Origin of the sequence: Yersinia canariae, assembly GCF_009831415.1 — a bacterium.
Classification (GTDB): domain Bacteria; phylum Pseudomonadota; class Gammaproteobacteria; order Enterobacterales; family Enterobacteriaceae; genus Yersinia; species Yersinia canariae.
In genome coordinates, this window is record NZ_CP043727.1 from 2,598,342 (window position 1) to 2,615,551 (window position 17,210).

The following is a 17,210-nucleotide window of genomic DNA, read 5'->3' on the forward strand; positions in this document are numbered from 1 at the left end:
TCCCTTGGGATCCTACAGAGAAACGAATTAAGGTTAGCATTTTCCAACTTAAACGATTAAGTAAGCAACTGATATCGCGCTTTCTCGTGAACATCATTGAAAAACGCCGACATCCGCTCTGTGTGCAAGGGAACTTGCTGTATCTAAAACTCGTCTTCTTGATGACGAATGTTGTCCTTTAACTTCTACCGGGAGAAAGGGGATATGTTTTATATAGGGTTCAAAATTAGCCCCCATTCCCGGGCAAGACTTCGTTCTCTGAGAAGTACCGATGAACCATTTTTCAGAGCAACCTTCTGTAATGAAGCCCTGAAAGTAATCCTCTGAGCAGAATAAACATGCCTCACTTGTAAACATGTAGGGAAAGCAAATTACGGCAGTAATTCGAGGGCTGTTTCTGTAATCTGCAGTGGCATGCATCAAGTTAGAACAAGCATTGATCAACACCTGCGCACATTGTCGTCAACAATCGCCCCGTTGATTCTGCTGCCAAACGACTATGGGGCGTTCGAATCAGGAGCGGTGGTAATGCCTGCTGATTCAGACGTTCCGCAACATGTTGATCAAAAAATTCGGCGTTCAAAGACGGGAAGTTCTGCACTATTTATTCCTCCAGTTGCATTTTTGGTGTAAAACGAAACAAATATGATTTAGCATATATGTAATTCACGCGTATCGAGGCCCAAAATGCTACAGCCTGTTCAGCTTTTTAAAATCCTTTCCGATGACACCCGACTATCAATTATTCTTCTGCTTAAAGAGGCCGGAGAAATGTGTGTCTGCGATATCTGTGCTGCAACCTCAGAGTCTCAGCCTAAAATTTCGAGACATATGGCTATATTAAGAGATGCAGGTCTGGTTCTTGATCGTCGCGAAGGAAAATGGGTCCATTATCGACTGTCACCACATATGCCAGCTTGGGCTGCTGAAATCATTGGTACTGCATGGCAATGTATGCGTGAAGAAGTACGCGTGTGGCTGAAAAATTCAGTTACCGCCTCATGCTGAAATCGATAACATATTCGATTATTCATATACATTGGAGTCTCAAATGTTATTGGCAGGGATAATTTTTTTACTGACACTCATCCTCGTTATCTGGCAACCCAGAGGGCTGAGTATCGGATGGAGTGCTGTAATAGGCGCAACTCTGGCTCTGCTAAGCGGAGTTATACATATCAATGATATTCCGGTGGTCTGGAACATTGTTTGGAATGCTACCGCAACCTTTATCGCGGTGATTATTATTAGCCTGTTGCTGGATGAATCAGGATTTTTTGAATGGGCGGCATTGCACGTATCCCGCTGGGGAAAAGGGCGCGGGCGTCTTTTGTTTACCTGGATTGTTCTACTTGGTGCTGTTGTCGCCACACTCTTTGCTAATGATGGCGCTGCGCTTATTTTGACTCCAATAGTTATTGCCATGCTTCTGGCTTTGGGGTTCAGCAAAAGCACCACCTTGGCTTTTGTAATGGCTGCGGGATTTATTGCTGATACTGCCAGCCTGCCGCTAATTGTTTCTAATCTGGTCAATATCGTTTCGGCTGATTATTTCAAGCTCGGTTTTACTCAATATGCCTCTGTTATGGTTCCTGTAGACATCGCTGCGATTATCGCGACGCTCATCATGCTCCACTTGTTCTTTCGTAAAGATATTCCCGATACCTACGATGTTTCTCTTTTGGAAGAGCCAGCCAGCGCGATTAAAGACCTGCTGACATTTAGAACGGGCTGGTTTGTTCTTGTCCTCCTACTGGTCGGTTTTTTTGTCCTTGAACCTTTAGGTGTACCCGTCAGCGCCATTGCAGCTGTGGGGGCGATAATTTTGTTTGTAGTGGCTAAAAAAGGTCATGTCATAAACACGGGCAAAGTACTGAGCAATGCGCCATGGCAAATTGTGATTTTTTCACTGGGCATGTATCTCGTGGTTTATGGTTTGCGTAACGCCGGATTAACACAATATCTCTCCCGTATTCTGGATATGCTCGCGGAAAACGGACTCTTGGCCAGCACCTTCGGGACTGGCTTTTTAAGTGCGTTCTTGTCATCCATCATGAATAACATGCCAACGGTGTTGATTGGTGCATTGTCCATCGATGGCAGTACGGCATCAGGGGTAGTTAAAGAGGCGATGATTTATGCCAACGTGATAGGTAGTGATCTGGGGCCTAAAATCACGCCCATTGGCAGTCTGGCGACCTTACTTTGGTTGCATGTACTTTCTCAGAAAAATATGAAGATCACCTGGGGATATTATTTTCGAACCGGGGTCATAATGACTTTACCCGTGCTGTTTGTCACTCTGGCCGCCTTGGCATTGCGGCTCTCTTTTACGCTGTAGGGAAATACCAATATGAGCAACATTACCATTTATCACAATCCGGCCTGCGGAACCTCCCGTAATACGCTGGAGATGATCCGCAACAGCGGCGCAGAGCCGACAATTGTCTATTATCTCGATACACCACCGTCACGCGAGGAGCTGATAAAGCTCATTATTGATATGGGTCTCTCTGTGCATGAGCTGCTGCGTAAAAACGTGGAACCTTACGAATTACTTGGGCTTGCAGAAATGCACTTTGCTGACGATCAGCTCATTGATTTTATGTTGCAATATCCAATCTTAATTAATCGGCCAATTGTCGTTACCCCGTTGGGAACCCGTTTATGTCGGCCTTCAGAACTTGTATTGGACATTCTTCCTGAACCACAACAAGGGGAATTTACTAAAGAAGATGGCGAAAAAATTATTAATAAAGCAGGCAAAAAGATTAAACCATAAGCATCTTCAAAGCCTACTGGATTAGCGCGGTTGAAGTGACAGCGTCTTCGACTTTGATTTTAAAATTCAATGTCATTCTTCGGCTATTTTCTTACTTCATTGGCTATTTTGGTTCAGCACCCATTCAAGCAAGCTCATCTTTTGCTCGTTGGGCAACCGCTTAATTACCCCAGGGCTCAGGCCAGTATAACTTTTTATCGCGCGCGTGAAGGTCTGTTGGGATTCATACCCGTACTGAAGGGCGATGATGATAACCGTTTCATTCCCCTTGATTAATTCAAACACAGCCTTGCCCAACCTGATATTTTTGATGTATCTGCCCAGCGTAATACCTGTCCGTTGTTTAAAGATTCTCTGCATATGCCAGTGAGAAAAACCTGCGCGTTCGGCTACGATAGCGGTTGTGATAGTTTTGTCGTGTTGTTGCGCTATCCATCTGATCAGTTCATCAATAATGTCCTGATGGTAATCATGTACTGATGACATGTGTCTCCCATTACTGAGGGCGTATCATGCGATACGCCCTCGCTCAAATTAAGCTATTTTACGGGTGAATTTTTCTACCACTTTCATGACCGAGAAGTAGAAAACAGGGACAAAGAAGATGGCCAGTATCGTTCCGCTGACCATCCCCCCAAACACACCGGTGCCGATGGCGTGCTGTGTTTCTGCGCTGGCTCCGCTGGCAATCACCAAGGGTATTACGCCAAGGGTGAATGCCAGAGAGGTCATCAAAATAGGCCGCAGACGCATACGCGCAGCTTCCAGTGTGGACTCGAGCAAACCTTTGCCGCCCTCGTGCATCTGTTTGGCGAACTCCACTATGAGGATCGCGTTCTTTGCCGACAGGCCAATGATAGTAATCATTCCGACCTTAAAGAAGACATCGTTCGGCATATCTCGCATCACCACAGCCAGCACTGCGCCTAACAGGCCTAACGGCACAACCATCAGGACTGACAGTGGAACGGCCCAGCTTTCATAAAGTGCCGCCAGCACCAAGAAAACGACTAGCATTGACAGGACCATTAACATTGGCGCTTCTGAAGCAGACTGCTGCTCCTGCAGTGACAGCCCCGTCCACTCAACAGCAAATCCTTCTGGCAGTTGTTCTGCCAGTCGTTCCATCTCTTTTATTGCATCCCCGCTCGAATAGCCCTCCGTTGCACTGCCGGTTATCTTAATAGCCTGGTAGCCTTTATAACGGACTAGTTGCAGCGGCGAGTTTTCCCATTTAGCTTGGACAAACTCGGAAAGCGGAACCATCCCGCCACTGCTATTACGGACATACAGTTTGAGAATGTCCTCCGGCTGCATACGGTACGGGGCATCTGCCTGAATAATGACTTGCTGCATACGGTCGGCGTTAGGAAAATCATTGACGTATAGTGAGCCTACCGCCCCGGATAACGTTTGGCTGATTTCATTAAACGCCACGCCTAACGCGAAGGCTTTCTGCCGGTCAACCTGCAGGTTAATCACCTGTCCATCAGGCAAACCGTCCACGTAAACGCCCTGAACAACTTTGCTGTCTGCCGCCAGCTTCAGCAGTTTATTTTGCGCCTCTTTGAGGGCGGCATACCCTTTACCCGCGCGATCTTCCAGGCGCATGGCAAAGCCGGAAGAGTTACCCAGTTCATCAATCGCTGGAGGCATCAAGCTGTAGATTTCAGCCTCAGGATGCCCATATAAAACCTCCTGCACGTGACTGGATTCTGTTGCCGCGGTGGCACCGTTACGTTCGCCCCAGTCTTTTAGCGTAGTAAACGCCAGTGCTGAGTTAGGCCCTGATCCGGAGAAACTGAAACCCATGATTGACAGGTTGGTTTCAACCCCTTCCCTACCCAGCACCGTATCTTCAAATTCTTTCACCATACCTAAAGTACGCTCCGATGTAGCATCAGAAGGCAGTTGAATAGAGGTCAGGAAGTAACCCTGGTCTTCTTCCGGAAGAAAAGAGGACGGGACGCTTCTCATCGTGAAGAACAGAAGAAGGCATAGCGCTGCGTAGACAGCGAGTGAACCTCCGACGCGTTTCAGCATTTTGGCCACGCCGTTTTCATAGCGGTCAGTCATGGCCGCGAATTTGCGGTTAAACCAGCCGAAAAAGCCTCGCTTCTCATGGGCATTTTTATCAATCGGTTTCAGGAGCGTGCCGCACAATGCAGGTGTCAGGCTAAGTGCCAGGAAAGCTGATATGAGTATCGAGACAGCCATCGACAGCGTGAACTGTCGGTATATTGCCCCAACCGAGCCTGTTGCCATCGCCATTGGGATAAACACGGCACTGAGCACCAGCGTGATGCCGATGACCGCGCCGGTTATCTCCTTCATCGCTTTTTGCGTGGCTTCTTTTGGCCCCAGCCCTTCTTCGGCCATAATGCGCTCTACGTTTTCCACGACTACGATGGCATCATCCACGATGATCCCTATCGCCAAAACCATACCGAACATAGTCAGCACGTTAATAGAAAAACCCGACATCAGCATGACCGTGAAAGTGCCCAGCAACGCAATGGGTGCCACGATGGCGGGGATAAAGGTGTACCTGACATTTTGTAAGAACAGATACATCACCAGGAAAACCAGCACCATCGCTTCGATAAAGGTATGAACTACCTTCTCGATGGAGATTTTTACAAAGGGTGTCGTATCAAATGGAATGGTGTATTGCATACCCTGAGGCATTGACTTACTCAGATCCTCAAGACGCAGCTTGATCTGCTCCGCGGTCCTGACTGCATTCGATCCTGGAGCAAGCTGAATTGCCGCGCCGGTAGAAGTCTGCCCATTTTCCCTCGTTGAAAAGGTATAACTTTGTGGTCCAAGCTCTAGGCGAGCAACATCAGAAAGTACCACCCGCGAACCATCCCGGTTAGATCGTAGCGTGATATTGCCAAATTCCTCAGGCGAACTGAGCTGGCCTTTAACCAGTAAAGGGTAAGTGACCTGCTGACCTGGTACGGCGGGAGAATCACCGGTTCGGCCAGGTGATATCTGGGCATTCTCTGCCATTATCGCCTGACTGATATCGCTCACCGTCAGGCTATACTGATTGAGCTTGACCGGGTCGATCCACACGCGCATGGCTTTTTCCGCCCCAAATAACTGGACACGACCCACACCTTCCACTCGGCGTAATTCTTCAATCATGTTGCGGGACAGATAATCGCTTAAATCGTGACTCGACATCTCTCCCTGCGTCGAGGAAAGCCCAATAATCATCAGGAAGCCTGAGGATGCCGCTTCAACATTGAGGCCATTTTGTCGTACAACCTGAGGCAGTCTTGGTTCCACTATTTTAATACGGTTTTGAACGTCTACCTGAGCCAGATCGGGGTTGGTTCCGGGCTTAAAGGTGACCGTAATTGTTGCCTGTCCAGTGGTGTCACTGGAGGATTCAAAGTAGATCAAGTTTTTAACTGAAGACAGCTCACGTTCAATCAGCGCAACGACGTTGTTATTCATCATCTCGGGTGTTGAACCCGGATAATTGGCGTATATACTGACGCTTGGCGGTGCCACGGAGGGATAGCGAGCTATAGGCAATTTAGGAATAGCGATAATCCCGAATAGCACGATAAACACGGCAATAACCCAAGCGAAAACCGGGCGATTAATAAAAAATTGAGGCATAGTTAATCCTGATTAAAATGAGAATGCGGTTACTGGTGGGCACCTTGTGCCAGTTGCAGTGGGAGCCCCTCCTGTAACCTGCCCATGCCTTTGATAACTAATTGGTCACCTGCCTTAAGGCCGTTTGTAATGAAGAACTTAGAACCAATGGCTTCGCCCAGCTCAACCTCAACCGCTTTTGCCTTACCCATCTCGTTGAGCCAGACATATGTCTTATCACCTTCACGCACCACCGTTTCACGAGGAACCAACAAACCGTTTTTTTCCAGTAGGCGCGAGATTTTCGCCTGAACATACATGCCCGGAAGTAACGTTCTATCGGGGTTATCAACCAGCAGCCGCATCACAACATCCCCTGTGCCGGCATCAACGCTGACGCCGGTGAACAGTATCTGTGCCTTGTTACCGTAAGGTGTCCCATCGGCAGAGATAATGGCTGCTGTAGCTGTATTTTCACGACTGGCTAAGGTGCCCGCAGCGGCGCGTAACGCGTTCATCTGGGCGGCTGGCTGTCGAACATCAACATAGACTTTGTCTATCTGTTGAACCGTCGCAAGGGGCTGGCTGTCGTTGGCATTGACCAGCGCACCTTCGGTAATGAAGTTCTGGTCAACCCGCCCACTAATGGGGGATTTCACCGTTGAATAAGACAGGTCCAATTGTCGGCGTTCAAGCATCGAACGGGCCTCTGAGATAGCCGCTTTTGCCTGATCAGCAGCAGAAAGCGCCTCCTCATAATCCTGGTCGCTGACCGCGCCTGAATGTCTTATCTTCGCAAGACGGTTAGCTTTAGCCTGCAACTGTCGGTAGCTGGCCTGCACTTTTTGCAATGAAGCTGCAGCACTGTTTACGTCAGCCTTAAACGGTGCGGGATCAATCTGGAATAACGCCTGACCCGGTGTCAATTCACTTCCCTGGCTAAACTTCATTTCAGTGACGATACCGCTTACCTGAGGTCTGATCTGTGCAATACGGTAAGCCGCCACGCGCCCCGGAAAAGTGTGTTCTTGGGATACGGGTTCTGTGATTAGCGTCATCACATTCACGGTGGCTGGCATCTCTTGTGTTTGAGTGGCGATTTCGGAACCTGAATCACAGGCTGATAAAAGCCAGAATAGGGATAGCACACTTATTTTCGTCGTTCGGTTAAGCATCATTCCTGTCATTTCCTGATATTTAAAATAGATACCACATGCTAGAATGATTATATAATTCATATGTTTAAATCATGTGTAGGCTGTATGGAGATGGTGTGGAGAACGGCAAAGATGAGCGGATACCTGGAGCAAAAATGAAAAACATCAAAATCCTGTTGGCAGAAGATGAAAACGAAATCGCAGAAATTCTAACCGCTTATCTGGTGAAAGAAGGTTTTACTGTGGTCAGAGCAAAGGATGGCCTTGAAGCTATTTCACTTTTTTCTGCCGAATCTCCCTCGTTTGTGATCCTTGATATCAGAATGCCGCATGCTGATGGCTGGCAGGTGCTCAATGAAATCAGACGGGATAATGATGTGCCGATCATGATGCTAACCGCGCTAGATGCTGACATCGATAAGATTCAGGCTCTGCGAACGGGAGCCGATGATTACATCGTTAAACCTTTCAACCCTGCCGAGGTAATAGCAAGAATTCGCGTCATTTTAAGACGAATGTCTTATCACCGCGCAGATAAAAACCAGCTCTCGTTCAGTACCCGTCATATCGATCTGAACGTAAACCATCACACGGTCATGATTAAAAATACCCATACCGATATTGGCAGTCAGCTAACGTCAACAGAGTTCAAAATTCTTTTGCATCTTATTCGCTACCCAAAAAGGGTATTTTCGCGCCAGGAAATTCTTGATTATTGTCTGCCTGAAGGTGATGCCAGTGAGCGTACCGTTGACAGCCACATCAGTAAACTGAGAAAGAAAATTGAGCAGGCAGGATTATCGTCTGTACCAGAGAGCATTCGCGGCTTTGGCTATCGATTAGGAGACTAAGATGGTAAAAACGGGCATTCGATATCAGTTGTTCATCCTGACCTCTAAAGTCGCGCTCAGTACTCTCATACTGCTGTCCATAGTTTATAGCATCTACATCACCGTCTTTGCTGATGGGCGTAATGAATACAGTTGGATACCCACCATCCATGACGGGGTTCTCACGCTAATTTCTGGTTTATTATCCTCTGTAGTTGCATTGGGTTTTGCCTGGTCTTTTGCCCGAAAAGTCATTCTGCCACTGAATGCAGTGGCGGAAAGCGCCTGCAAGATTGCGGAAGGCCAGCTTAGTGAAAGAGCAACACATAGCATTCGGGAAATCAGGGAGGCAGCATTACTGGTCGATGATTTCAATGCGATGGCGGACAAGCTGGAAGTGATGTCCAGTGAAATGAAGAAATGGAATGCAGCCATTGCCCATGAACTGAGGACGCCAGTGACCGTTTTACAAGGTAGGATTCAGGGGATTCTGGATGGCGTGTTTGAAAAAGACGACCGGCAATTTTTGCTCTTGCTCAACCAGGCTGAAGGTTTATCGAGACTTATCGATGATTTGAGAGTATTGAGCCTTTCTGACAGCGGCCAGCTCTATCTTTATCGTGAAACCGTGCAGATGGACCAGTTGATCGTAACCAGCGTCGAGCTCTTTAGTGATGAACTTGAGAGGAAGGGTCTGACACCCACTATCGAAGCTGAGAAAATGACCGGTTTTGTGGACAAAATCCGTATCAGTCAGGTTTTATCAGCGCTGTTGAGCAATACCATTAAGTATTCTGTTTCCGGTAAAATCCTCATTACTTGTCATTTAATAAATGGCAACATCCGCATGACGGTTGAAGACGAAGGACCAGGAATTCCGCCGCAGGACATTTCGGCGATTTTCGACGCTTTTTATCGCGCGAATAATGTACGCTCAGAGAGAACAGATGGCTCAGGCTTGGGGCTGGCCGTAGTGAGTTCCATCGCAAGAGCACATGGCGGCCAGGTCAGTTGTAGGCGCAGTGGCCTGGGGGGAAGTTGTATTGAGATAGTGTTGCCTGCTGAAATTAACTGAACTGTCTTCGGCAGGGTTGCTGATAACTGCGTGTTGACTTTACGTTACCGCGACTTTATAGAAGAGGTAAGCAGTTATAAAATTTTCAGGGGAAATTAGCTCATGCTACTGCAGGATAGTCTTCAACAGGACGTTATTACATCTGTAAAAAAATCACTAACCTTCGATGTTTTGTATCAAGCTATTAGACCTGATATATCAACGTTTATCGCCGTAAGCGCGAAACTGCCTTTAAAAAACCTTGATGACTGGGAGCGTTTGATCCGTTGGGCGATTTCATCGTCACTTCAAACATTTAATCCACAACACGCAAGATTTAAGAATGACTTAATAGGTTCTCTCAAATGGCTGGATATATGTAACGCTGATGGTTTCAGACGGGAGAAAGCATTAAGAACATTATCAGGTGGAGCACCAAATAGTTTTTTATTTGCTTTAGTCGTCCGAAAACTTAATGACTGGGTTCCTCAGGTAAGAGAAGCTGCACGCGATGTATTGCCATTAATCGCTGAATGCTCAGACCCGGAGATTATTGTTGATGTCTTGTTTATAACACTCCCCTACTGGGATTCATGGGGAAGAATGGGTGATACAGAAAAACATATTCTGATGAAAATTATTTTAATGGAGAAAGTAACCGAGTCTCTTAAAAGACGGCTTATTTTGTCCACATCGGGACCTGTTGCCGCTATATTTATGCAAGCAGGTCGTACAACTGCATTAGACACCTTTCTGACAGAGATTGCAGAATCATCGGTTCAACCATCCCTGCGAGCCAAAGCATATCGTTGCCAGTTTGATAGAAAATTTGTTTGGGCTGAGGGGCTGACATGGCAGTGGATTGACAAAGTATATGGCATAAGGCGTAGAGTTCCCGTTTTAAAGGGGCGAATAATAGACACCACAAGACCATTGCTTGAGAATTTAAGAATGGCAACAATTGACCGCTCACCTATGGTTCGGCGTATCGCTGGCGAAATGCTAATCAAGGAATTAGATAGCATTGGAGATGAAGCATTCAGACTGGCAAAAATCCTAGCATCCGATACATCGCCATCAGTATCGGAAAGAGGGAGGTACGCATTAGCCGACTTAGAAAAACGGATGTGATTTTGTAATTACATACAACACGTGTCAATTGTATTGCCTGAGCTAGCTACTGCCATGATGACTGGAAAACACAGCAGCTCAATAATCAATGGTCATTGAGCTGCTGTATTACATTGTCAAAAAACGTTTTACTCCCCGACGAGAATAACCTCAATCCCACCTTTACGTAATCCATTCAAACTGTCGACAGGAATCCCCTTGTCAGTGATAACCATATGTATCCGTTGGGTATCAATAATTTTATGCAAACTAGAACGGTTAAATTTACTGGAGTCTGTGACCACAATAATACGCTCCGCGACCTCACACATCCGGCGGTTTAAACGCGCTTCATCTTCATTATGGGTACTCACGCCACGCTCAAGATCAATGGCATCGACCCCGAGGAAAAGCATGTCAAAGTGATAGTTTTGCAAGGACTGATCGGCCTGATCACCATAGAAAGACAGAGATTGGCGACGCAAATGCCCACCGGTCATCAGCAATTCCACGCCTTCGGCATCCAGCAGCGAGTTCGCAACATTCATCCCATTGGTCATAGCAATAACCTCCTTATGATTGCGCATATGGCGCGCTATTTCATAGGTGGTCGTGCCCGAATCCAAGATCACGCGATGCCCAGGTTTGATAAGATCAGCAGCAACGCGAGCAATACTGCGTTTTAGAGACGTATTAAGGGCACTTTTATCTTCTACTGTTGGCTCCACCGCCGGTGTGCCACCATCACACACCAACGCACCACCGTAAGCCCGCACCGCAATCCCTTGCTTCTCCAAAAAAGCCAGATCATTACGGATGGTCACTGTAGAAACACCAAAGAATGATGATAAATCGTTAACCTGAACACTTCCCTGCTGGCGCAGACGCTGAATAATCTGCTCACGCCTTTCACTTGTACCTGTTATCCGTTTATCCATTGTCGAATCAGTATTGCTCATAGGTGATCCTTTCTAAAAGCCTTTCGTTTCATTTCACTTCATCTATTAACACCTTTCTTTTGCGGGAAAGCAAGTCTTAACATTGCCGGAAATGGAACTTCTTTCGCCTTAAAAAACCTTTCATTATGTTTCTTTTGCGAAACAGATCCCAATTCTATTATCTTTCGTTTTGTTTTTATTACGTGATAAAGCAGTATTAAATGAAACAAATCGAAAGATAATAAGATATCTAACCCATACGGAGAGGAAAGTGAAACATTTAACCGAGTTTGTGGCTGACCATAAACAGGATACAGGATGTGGCATCTTTGCCGTCTGTTCTGCTCACCCGTTGGTCTTGGAAGCGGCAATGCGCCATGCACGGGACACAGAATCCATCTTATTAATCGAAGCCACTTCCAACCAGGTAGACCAATATGGTGGCTATACCGGGATGACACCGGCTGATTTTCGTAGATTCGTTGAACAAATGGCAGATAGCCATCACTTCCCGCGCGACCGGCTGGTTTTAGGAGGAGATCACCTTGGGCCTAATCGTTGGCAAAGCGCCCCCGCCGCAGAAGCGATGTCACAGGCGGAAGAGCTCATTCGTCACTATGTTGCTGCAGGTTTTAAAAAAATCCATCTCGATTGCAGCATGTCTTGTGCTGATGACCCGCAGCCCTTAACCGATGAGATTGTTGCTAGCCGAGCGGCCCGACTGGCCCTCATTGCAGAGCAAACTAGCAAAGAAAAACAAGGCGCATCTGACTTGGTGTATGTCATCGGAACAGAAGTCCCCGTTCCGGGTGGCGCACATGAAAGCTTGTCTGAGCTGGCTGTCACCTCACCACAAGCAGCAAAAGCAACATTGGCGGCCCATCGTCACGCATTTGAACAACTCGGGCTTAGTGACCTGTGGCCGCGTATTATTGGGCTGGTTGTCCAACCCGGTGTCGAATTTGACCATACGCAAGTTATTGATTATCAACCGGAGAAATCACTTGCTCTCAGTCAAATGATTGAAGAGTTTGATACGATGGTCTTTGAAGCTCACTCCACTGATTATCAAACTCCGTTTGCTTTACAACAATTAGTCCAACATCACTTCGCTATCTTGAAAGTCGGACCGGCGCTCACTTTTGCTTTACGTGAAACACTATTTTCGCTGGCCGCCATCGAGCAAGAATTGCGACCAGCACATCAGTGTTCGGGCCTGCGGGATGTACTGGAAACAGTCATGTTAGAGCATCCTGAGCACTGGAAACATCACTACCACGGCAATACCGATGCACGCCGTCTGGCCCGTGGCTACAGCTATTCCGATCGCGTTCGCTATTACTGGCCTGATAGCGACATTGACGAGGCGTATTCCAGATTAGTGAAAAATTTGGCGGATGAATCGATTCCACTGCCGTTGATCAGCCAGTATCTCCCGCTTCAATACGTTAAGGTCCGTGAAGGCCGACTTATCGCGACACCACACGAATTGATTATCAACCATATTCAGGATGTCTTGCATCAGTATCATGCTGCCTGTTTGGGAACATCGCCATCCCACTAACACAATGATAATAAGGAATAAAACATGCCAAACATTGTATTAAGCCGTATTGATGAGCGCCTAATTCACGGCCAGGTTGGCGTTCAGTGGGTCGGTTTTTCTGGCGCGAATCTGGTTTTGGTCGCCAATGATGAAGTAGCCGAAGACCAGGTTCAGCAAAACCTGATGGAAATGGTTCTGGCGGAAGGAATTGCGGTGCGCTTCTGGCCCCTGCAAAAAGTTATCGACAACATTCATCGCGCTGCTGATCGCCAGAAAATTTTGCTGGTCTGTAAAAACCCCCAAGATTTTCTGACATTGGTCAATGGGGATGTTCCCGTGGCTCGTATTAATGTCGGCAATATGCATTATGCCGATGGTAAGCAACAAATAGCGAAAACCGTCTCTGTTGACGATCAGGATATTGAGGCTTTTTATGGCCTGAGAAAAGCAGGGGTGGAATGTTTTATTCAGGGCGTGCCAACTGAGCCCGCTCAGGATCTCTACAAACTCCTCTGAGGTATTTTCTATGGAAATTAGCTTATTACAGGCATTCGCATTGGGGATTCTGGCTTTTATTGCTGGCCTGGATATGTTCAACGGTTTGACGCACATGCACCGCCCCGTCGTACTTGGGCCATTGGTGGGCCTCATCCTCGGCGACCTACACATGGGAATACTCACCGGCGGTACTTTGGAGCTGGTCTGGATGGGCCTTGCTCCACTTGCTGGCGCCCAACCCCCCAATGTGATTATTGGCACCATTGTCGGAACCGCTTTTGCTATCACCGCGGGGGTCAAACCCGAGGTTGCCGTTGGCGTTGCTGTGCCGTTCGCCGTAGCCGTGCAAATGGGGATCACTTTCTTGTTCTCCATCATGTCCGGCGTGATGGCTCGTTGCGACAAGATGGCGGCAAACGCAGATACCGATGGTATTGAACGGGTTAACTATCTGGCCTTATTGGCTCTTGGAACTTTCTATTTTCTGTGTGCATTCTTGCCCATCTATTTTGGCGCTGAGCATGCAAAAACAGTCATTGATGTCTTGCCAGCCCGCCTAATCGACGGACTTGGTGTCGCCGGGGGCATCATGCCGGCAATCGGTTTCGCCGTGTTGCTGAAAATAATGATGAAAAACGTCTATATCCCCTATTTTATTCTCGGCTTTGTCGCTGCCGCCTGGTTGAAACTCCCTGTGCTGGCAATAGCCGCCGCCGCACTGGCGATGGCATTAATTGATTTTATGCGAAAAGACTCCACTCCACAGCAGCCTTCCCGTGCTCAGCAAGAGGAATTCGAAGATGGCATCTAATACTCAAGTTTTGCCAGACGTTAACGTAGCGCAACCGTCGATGACTGATGGCAATGACAATATTTATGAAGACCAAACTATCGGCGCTGAACTGACGAAGAAAGACATCAACCGAGTGGCGTGGCGCTCCATGTTATTGCAAGCCTCCTTTAACTATGAGCGTATGCAGGCTTCCGGTTGGTTATATGGTTTGCTGCCCGCCCTGAAAAAGATCCACACCAACAAGAATGACCTGGCGCGGGCAATGAAAGGTCACATGGGGTTCTTCAATACTCACCCTTTCCTGGTCACTTTCGTTATCGGCATTATTTTGGCGATGGAGCGCTCAAAGCAAGACGTAAACAGCATTCAAAGCACAAAAATCGCGGTGGGTGCGCCACTGGGGGGAATTGGCGATGCTATGTTCTGGCTCACTTTATTGCCCATTTGTGGCGGGATTGGGGCGAGTTTAGCGTTACAGGGGTCTATCCTCGGTGCGGTGGTATTTATCGTCATGTTTAACGTTGTTCACCTTGGGCTGCGTTTTGGGCTTGCCCACTATGCATACCGCATGGGTGTGGCCGCCATCCCACTCATCAAAGCCAATACACGTAAAGTCGGCCATGCCGCTTCTATTGTTGGGATGACAGTGATTGGCGCTCTTGTCGCCACCTATGTCCGCTTATCGACTACGCTTGAAATTACTGCTGGTGATGCGGTTGTTAAGCTGCAAGCCGATGTTATCGACAAACTTATGCCCGCCTTTCTCCCGCTGGTCTACACCCTGACCATGTATTGGTTAGTGCGGCGCGGCTGGAGCCCGCTGCGATTAATCGGACTTACCGTGGTATTGGGCATTGTCGGAAAGTTTGGTCACTTTTTGTAAGTGAGAGGAAACAACATGTTAAGCATTATTCTCAGCGGTCACGGTGGATTCGCCACGGGGCTGGAAAAAGCAATGAAGCAGATATTGGGCGAGCAGCCGCAAGTTATCGCTATCGATTTTCCGGAAAGCTCTTCCACCGCCCTACTCACAGCTCAATTTCAAGAGGCATTAGGCAGCTTGGATGAGAGCGAAGGATTGGTTTTTTTAACGGATTTACTCGGCGGAACGCCCTTTCGCGTAGCCTCTACGTTGGCAATGCAGAAAGCAAACCGTGAAGTTATCACCGGTGTGAATTTACAGCTCCTGCTGGAGATGGTGCTAGAGCGCGATGGCCTTAGTAGTCAAGAGTTCCGCCTCTTGGCGCTCGAATGCGGTCACCGGGGATTGACCAGTCTGGTGGATGAAATGGGGCGCTATCGAGAAGCTATAACAGTTGAGGAAGGGATATAAGCCTCTTTGAATGAGCCAGCCATGTTCTTATTGAGCAGGGCTGGCTCGATATCCGTCAATGACACATTGACGCAAATAAATTCTTTCATTACCCATCGTTTTCGCGCGTGGCCTTTTCGCCATGACTCTTTCCTTTCCTTTCTTTCCATCCAAAAAACCACTAACAAACCCTACCAGAAAAATAATATATCAATCTAATTCAATAGATTAAAACACAAACATTTTCCTCGATATTATATTTTTCGGTTTATTTCCTTTTGCACATTGACCTTTCGTTTCCTTTCCTATAGATTTTCATTAAAGTATAAAGTCAGTTAAGTGAAACAAAACGAAAGATATCCTGTTCTGCTTTGTGCTGACCCATTGAAAATGCACTGCTAAGGACTTAGTTATGAGCGAAACCTATTCAGCCTGTACTTCCGGCACCTCCACCTGGACTGAAGACGAGATCCGCCAGCAACCAGAAAGTTGGATCAGATCATTAAAAAACCTTGAAAATCAACGTCATGATATCGATGCCTTTCTTGCCCCTCTCTTACGACAATCTGACCTCCAGATTGTCCTGACCGGCGCAGGAACCTCCGCGTTTATTGGCGATATCATTGCGCCATGGTTATCACGCCACACGGGGAAAAATTTTGTTTCCGTACCCACAACAGATCTCGTTACCCACCCCATCGATTATTTATCTATTGAGCGGCCAACACTGCTCATCTCTTTCGCCCGCTCAGGCAATAGCCCGGAAAGTGTCGCGGCGGTCACTCTTGCCAACCAACTTGTGAAGCAATGTCACCATCTGGTTATCACCTGCAACGAAGCCGGCAGCCTGTATCAAAACGCGGTGAACAGTGATAACGCGCTGGCATTGCTGATGCCACCAGAAACCCATGACCGCGGTTTTGCCATGACCAGTAGCATCACGACCATGATGGCCAGTTGTCTGTCAGTATTTGCACCGGATGTCATCAATGCCGCCAGCTTCCAGGATGTGGCAACACGCTGTAAGCAAATTATTACTATGCAGGGTAATTTTCGCGAGAGAGTGTTTGGCGATTTGCCCTTCAAACGAGTCGTTTACCTTGGTAGCGGAGGATTACAAGGAGTGGCGCGTGAATCCGCACTGAAAGTATTGGAACTGACCGCCGGTAAAGTGGCTGCGTTTTATGACTCGCCTACTGGCTTCCGACACGGGCCAAAATCATTGGTGAATAATGAAACACTGGTAGTAATATTTGTTTCAAGCCATCCCTATACCCGCCAATATGATCTTGATTTGCTGGCCGAACTGCGCCGCGACCAGCAGGCTATGCGCGTTGTGTCCATCTCAGCCGTGACCAGTCCAGAAATCGAAGACGGCCCGCATATTTTGTTACCCGCATCACGAGATTTTATCGATATCGAACAAACTTTCTGCTTCCTGATGTATGCACAAATTTTCGCCGTTACTGAGTCCATCAAAGCAGGTATTACCCCGGATACCCCTTCCGCCAGCGGTACTGTGAACCGTGTGGTGAAAGGGGTCGTTATTCATCCCTGGAAAGGCTAACAGGAGCA

At 47.6% G+C, this 17,210-nt stretch carries 17 protein-coding genes; 12 read left to right on the forward strand and 5 right to left on the reverse strand.

Annotated elements, in window-relative coordinates; genetic code table 11:
- Window positions 1–93 precede the first annotated feature (93 nt).
- Window positions 94–420, reverse strand: coding sequence for a DUF3916 domain-containing protein (locus F0T03_RS21700; protein WP_246169957.1), 327 nt, complete (start codon window positions 418–420; stop codon window positions 94–96).
- A 267-nt stretch (window positions 421–687) separates the two neighbouring features.
- Here F0T03_RS21700 and F0T03_RS12005 point away from each other — a divergent pair, with 267 nt between their 5' ends.
- The 3 genes from F0T03_RS12005 to arsC are packed head-to-tail and all read left to right on the forward strand — an operon-like array spanning window position 688 to window position 2,782.
- Window positions 688–1,008 (forward strand): metalloregulator ArsR/SmtB family transcription factor, encoded by a 321-nt coding sequence (locus tag F0T03_RS12005; protein WP_145553754.1) that lies wholly within the window; start codon window positions 688–690, stop codon window positions 1,006–1,008.
- 43 nt (window positions 1,009–1,051) lie between these two features.
- Entirely contained in the window at window positions 1,052–2,341 is a 1,290-nt protein-coding gene (locus F0T03_RS12010; protein ID WP_145553752.1) for an arsenic transporter, read from the forward strand.
- 12 nt (window positions 2,342–2,353) lie between these two features.
- Window positions 2,354–2,782, forward strand: coding sequence for a glutaredoxin-dependent arsenate reductase (arsC, locus tag F0T03_RS12015; protein WP_145553750.1), 429 nt, complete (start codon window positions 2,354–2,356; stop codon window positions 2,780–2,782).
- A gap of 96 nt (window positions 2,783–2,878) precedes the next feature.
- On the opposite strand, the gene F0T03_RS12020 is transcribed toward arsC, so the two are convergent.
- From F0T03_RS12020 to F0T03_RS12030, 3 genes are read right to left on the reverse strand one after another with little or no spacing between them, the layout of a single operon-like run.
- Window positions 2,879–3,268, reverse strand: coding sequence for a helix-turn-helix transcriptional regulator (locus tag F0T03_RS12020; protein ID WP_145553748.1), 390 nt, complete (start codon window positions 3,266–3,268; stop codon window positions 2,879–2,881).
- A gap of 48 nt (window positions 3,269–3,316) precedes the next feature.
- Window positions 3,317–6,418 carry an efflux RND transporter permease subunit gene (locus tag F0T03_RS12025; protein ID WP_159678536.1) on the reverse strand — a complete coding sequence of 1,034 codons (3,102 nt, stop codon included), beginning with the start codon at window positions 6,416–6,418 and terminating at the stop codon, window positions 3,317–3,319.
- A 29-nt stretch (window positions 6,419–6,447) separates the two neighbouring features.
- Window positions 6,448–7,575, reverse strand: coding sequence for an efflux RND transporter periplasmic adaptor subunit (locus tag F0T03_RS12030; protein ID WP_159678538.1), 1,128 nt, complete (start codon window positions 7,573–7,575; stop codon window positions 6,448–6,450).
- Window positions 7,576–7,709: 134 nt separating this feature from the next.
- On the opposite strand from F0T03_RS12030, the gene F0T03_RS12035 reads away from it, so the two are divergent.
- From F0T03_RS12035 to F0T03_RS12045, 3 genes are all read left to right on the forward strand, one after another.
- A complete protein-coding gene (locus F0T03_RS12035; RefSeq protein ID WP_145553756.1) occupies window positions 7,710–8,405 on the forward strand; it encodes a response regulator in 696 nt (231 codons plus the stop codon).
- 1 nt (window position 8,406) lies between these two features.
- Window positions 8,407–9,459, forward strand: coding sequence for an ATP-binding protein (locus F0T03_RS12040; RefSeq protein WP_159678540.1), 1,053 nt, complete (start codon window positions 8,407–8,409; stop codon window positions 9,457–9,459).
- 102 nt (window positions 9,460–9,561) lie between these two features.
- Window positions 9,562–10,569 carry a hypothetical protein gene (locus tag F0T03_RS12045; protein ID WP_159678542.1) on the forward strand — a complete coding sequence of 336 codons (1,008 nt, stop codon included), beginning with the start codon at window positions 9,562–9,564 and terminating at the stop codon, window positions 10,567–10,569.
- A 128-nt stretch (window positions 10,570–10,697) separates the two neighbouring features.
- Here F0T03_RS12045 and F0T03_RS12050 read toward each other — a convergent pair whose 3' ends face one another.
- On the reverse strand, window positions 10,698–11,507 hold the full coding sequence (locus F0T03_RS12050; RefSeq protein WP_159678544.1) for a DeoR family transcriptional regulator: 810 nt from the start codon (window positions 11,505–11,507) through the stop codon (window positions 10,698–10,700).
- Between the two features lie 250 nt (window positions 11,508–11,757).
- On the opposite strand from F0T03_RS12050, the gene kbaZ reads away from it, so the two are divergent.
- The 6 genes from kbaZ (at window position 11,758) to F0T03_RS12080 (ending at window position 17,202) form a co-directional block, all read left to right on the forward strand.
- Entirely contained in the window at window positions 11,758–13,050 is a 1,293-nt protein-coding gene (gene kbaZ, locus F0T03_RS12055) for a tagatose-bisphosphate aldolase subunit KbaZ (protein WP_159678546.1), read from the forward strand.
- Window positions 13,051–13,074: 24 nt separating this feature from the next.
- The gene (agaV, locus tag F0T03_RS12060; protein WP_159678548.1) at window positions 13,075–13,548 is read left to right on the forward strand and encodes a PTS N-acetylgalactosamine transporter subunit IIB; all 474 of its coding nucleotides are present in this window, start codon (window positions 13,075–13,077) and stop codon (window positions 13,546–13,548) included.
- 10 nt (window positions 13,549–13,558) lie between these two features.
- Window positions 13,559–14,341, forward strand: a complete 783-nt coding sequence (gene agaW, locus F0T03_RS12065; RefSeq protein WP_145553735.1) for a PTS N-acetylgalactosamine transporter subunit IIC — start codon at window positions 13,559–13,561, stop codon at window positions 14,339–14,341.
- Window positions 14,331–15,206, forward strand: coding sequence for a PTS N-acetylgalactosamine transporter subunit IID (gene agaE, locus F0T03_RS12070; protein ID WP_159678550.1), 876 nt, complete (start codon window positions 14,331–14,333; stop codon window positions 15,204–15,206). The genes agaW and agaE overlap by 11 nt, the downstream gene beginning before the upstream one ends.
- 15 nt (window positions 15,207–15,221) lie before the next feature.
- Window positions 15,222–15,656 (forward strand): PTS galactosamine/N-acetylgalactosamine transporter subunit IIA, encoded by a 435-nt coding sequence (gene agaF / locus F0T03_RS12075; protein ID WP_159678552.1) that lies wholly within the window; start codon window positions 15,222–15,224, stop codon window positions 15,654–15,656.
- A gap of 391 nt (window positions 15,657–16,047) precedes the next feature.
- Window positions 16,048–17,202 carry an SIS domain-containing protein gene (locus F0T03_RS12080; RefSeq protein ID WP_159678554.1) on the forward strand — a complete coding sequence of 385 codons (1,155 nt, stop codon included), beginning with the start codon at window positions 16,048–16,050 and terminating at the stop codon, window positions 17,200–17,202.
- The last annotated feature ends 8 nt before the right edge of the window (window positions 17,203–17,210 follow it).

Coding starts and splice junctions, on each gene's coding strand:
- F0T03_RS12050 (WP_159678544.1), bottom strand. CDS start 11,507: ATGAGCAATACTGATTCGACAATGGATAAACGGATAACAGGTACAAGT.
- F0T03_RS12040 (WP_159678540.1), top strand. CDS start 8,407: ATGGTAAAAACGGGCATTCGATATCAGTTGTTCATCCTGACCTCTAAA.
- F0T03_RS12010 (WP_145553752.1), top strand. CDS start 1,052: ATGTTATTGGCAGGGATAATTTTTTTACTGACACTCATCCTCGTTATC.
- F0T03_RS12035 (WP_145553756.1), top strand. CDS start 7,710: ATGAAAAACATCAAAATCCTGTTGGCAGAAGATGAAAACGAAATCGCA.
- F0T03_RS12030 (WP_159678538.1), bottom strand. CDS start 7,575: ATGATGCTTAACCGAACGACGAAAATAAGTGTGCTATCCCTATTCTGG.
- F0T03_RS12020 (WP_145553748.1), bottom strand. CDS start 3,268: ATGTCATCAGTACATGATTACCATCAGGACATTATTGATGAACTGATC.
- F0T03_RS12045 (WP_159678542.1), top strand. CDS start 9,562: ATGCTACTGCAGGATAGTCTTCAACAGGACGTTATTACATCTGTAAAA.
- arsC (WP_145553750.1), top strand. CDS start 2,354: ATGAGCAACATTACCATTTATCACAATCCGGCCTGCGGAACCTCCCGT.
- agaF (WP_159678552.1), top strand. CDS start 15,222: ATGTTAAGCATTATTCTCAGCGGTCACGGTGGATTCGCCACGGGGCTG.
- F0T03_RS12080 (WP_159678554.1), top strand. CDS start 16,048: ATGAGCGAAACCTATTCAGCCTGTACTTCCGGCACCTCCACCTGGACT.
- agaW (WP_145553735.1), top strand. CDS start 13,559: ATGGAAATTAGCTTATTACAGGCATTCGCATTGGGGATTCTGGCTTTT.
- F0T03_RS21700 (WP_246169957.1), bottom strand. CDS start 420: ATGCATGCCACTGCAGATTACAGAAACAGCCCTCGAATTACTGCCGTA.
- F0T03_RS12005 (WP_145553754.1), top strand. CDS start 688: ATGCTACAGCCTGTTCAGCTTTTTAAAATCCTTTCCGATGACACCCGA.
- agaE (WP_159678550.1), top strand. CDS start 14,331: ATGGCATCTAATACTCAAGTTTTGCCAGACGTTAACGTAGCGCAACCG.
- F0T03_RS12025 (WP_159678536.1), bottom strand. CDS start 6,418: ATGCCTCAATTTTTTATTAATCGCCCGGTTTTCGCTTGGGTTATTGCC.
- agaV (WP_159678548.1), top strand. CDS start 13,075: ATGCCAAACATTGTATTAAGCCGTATTGATGAGCGCCTAATTCACGGC.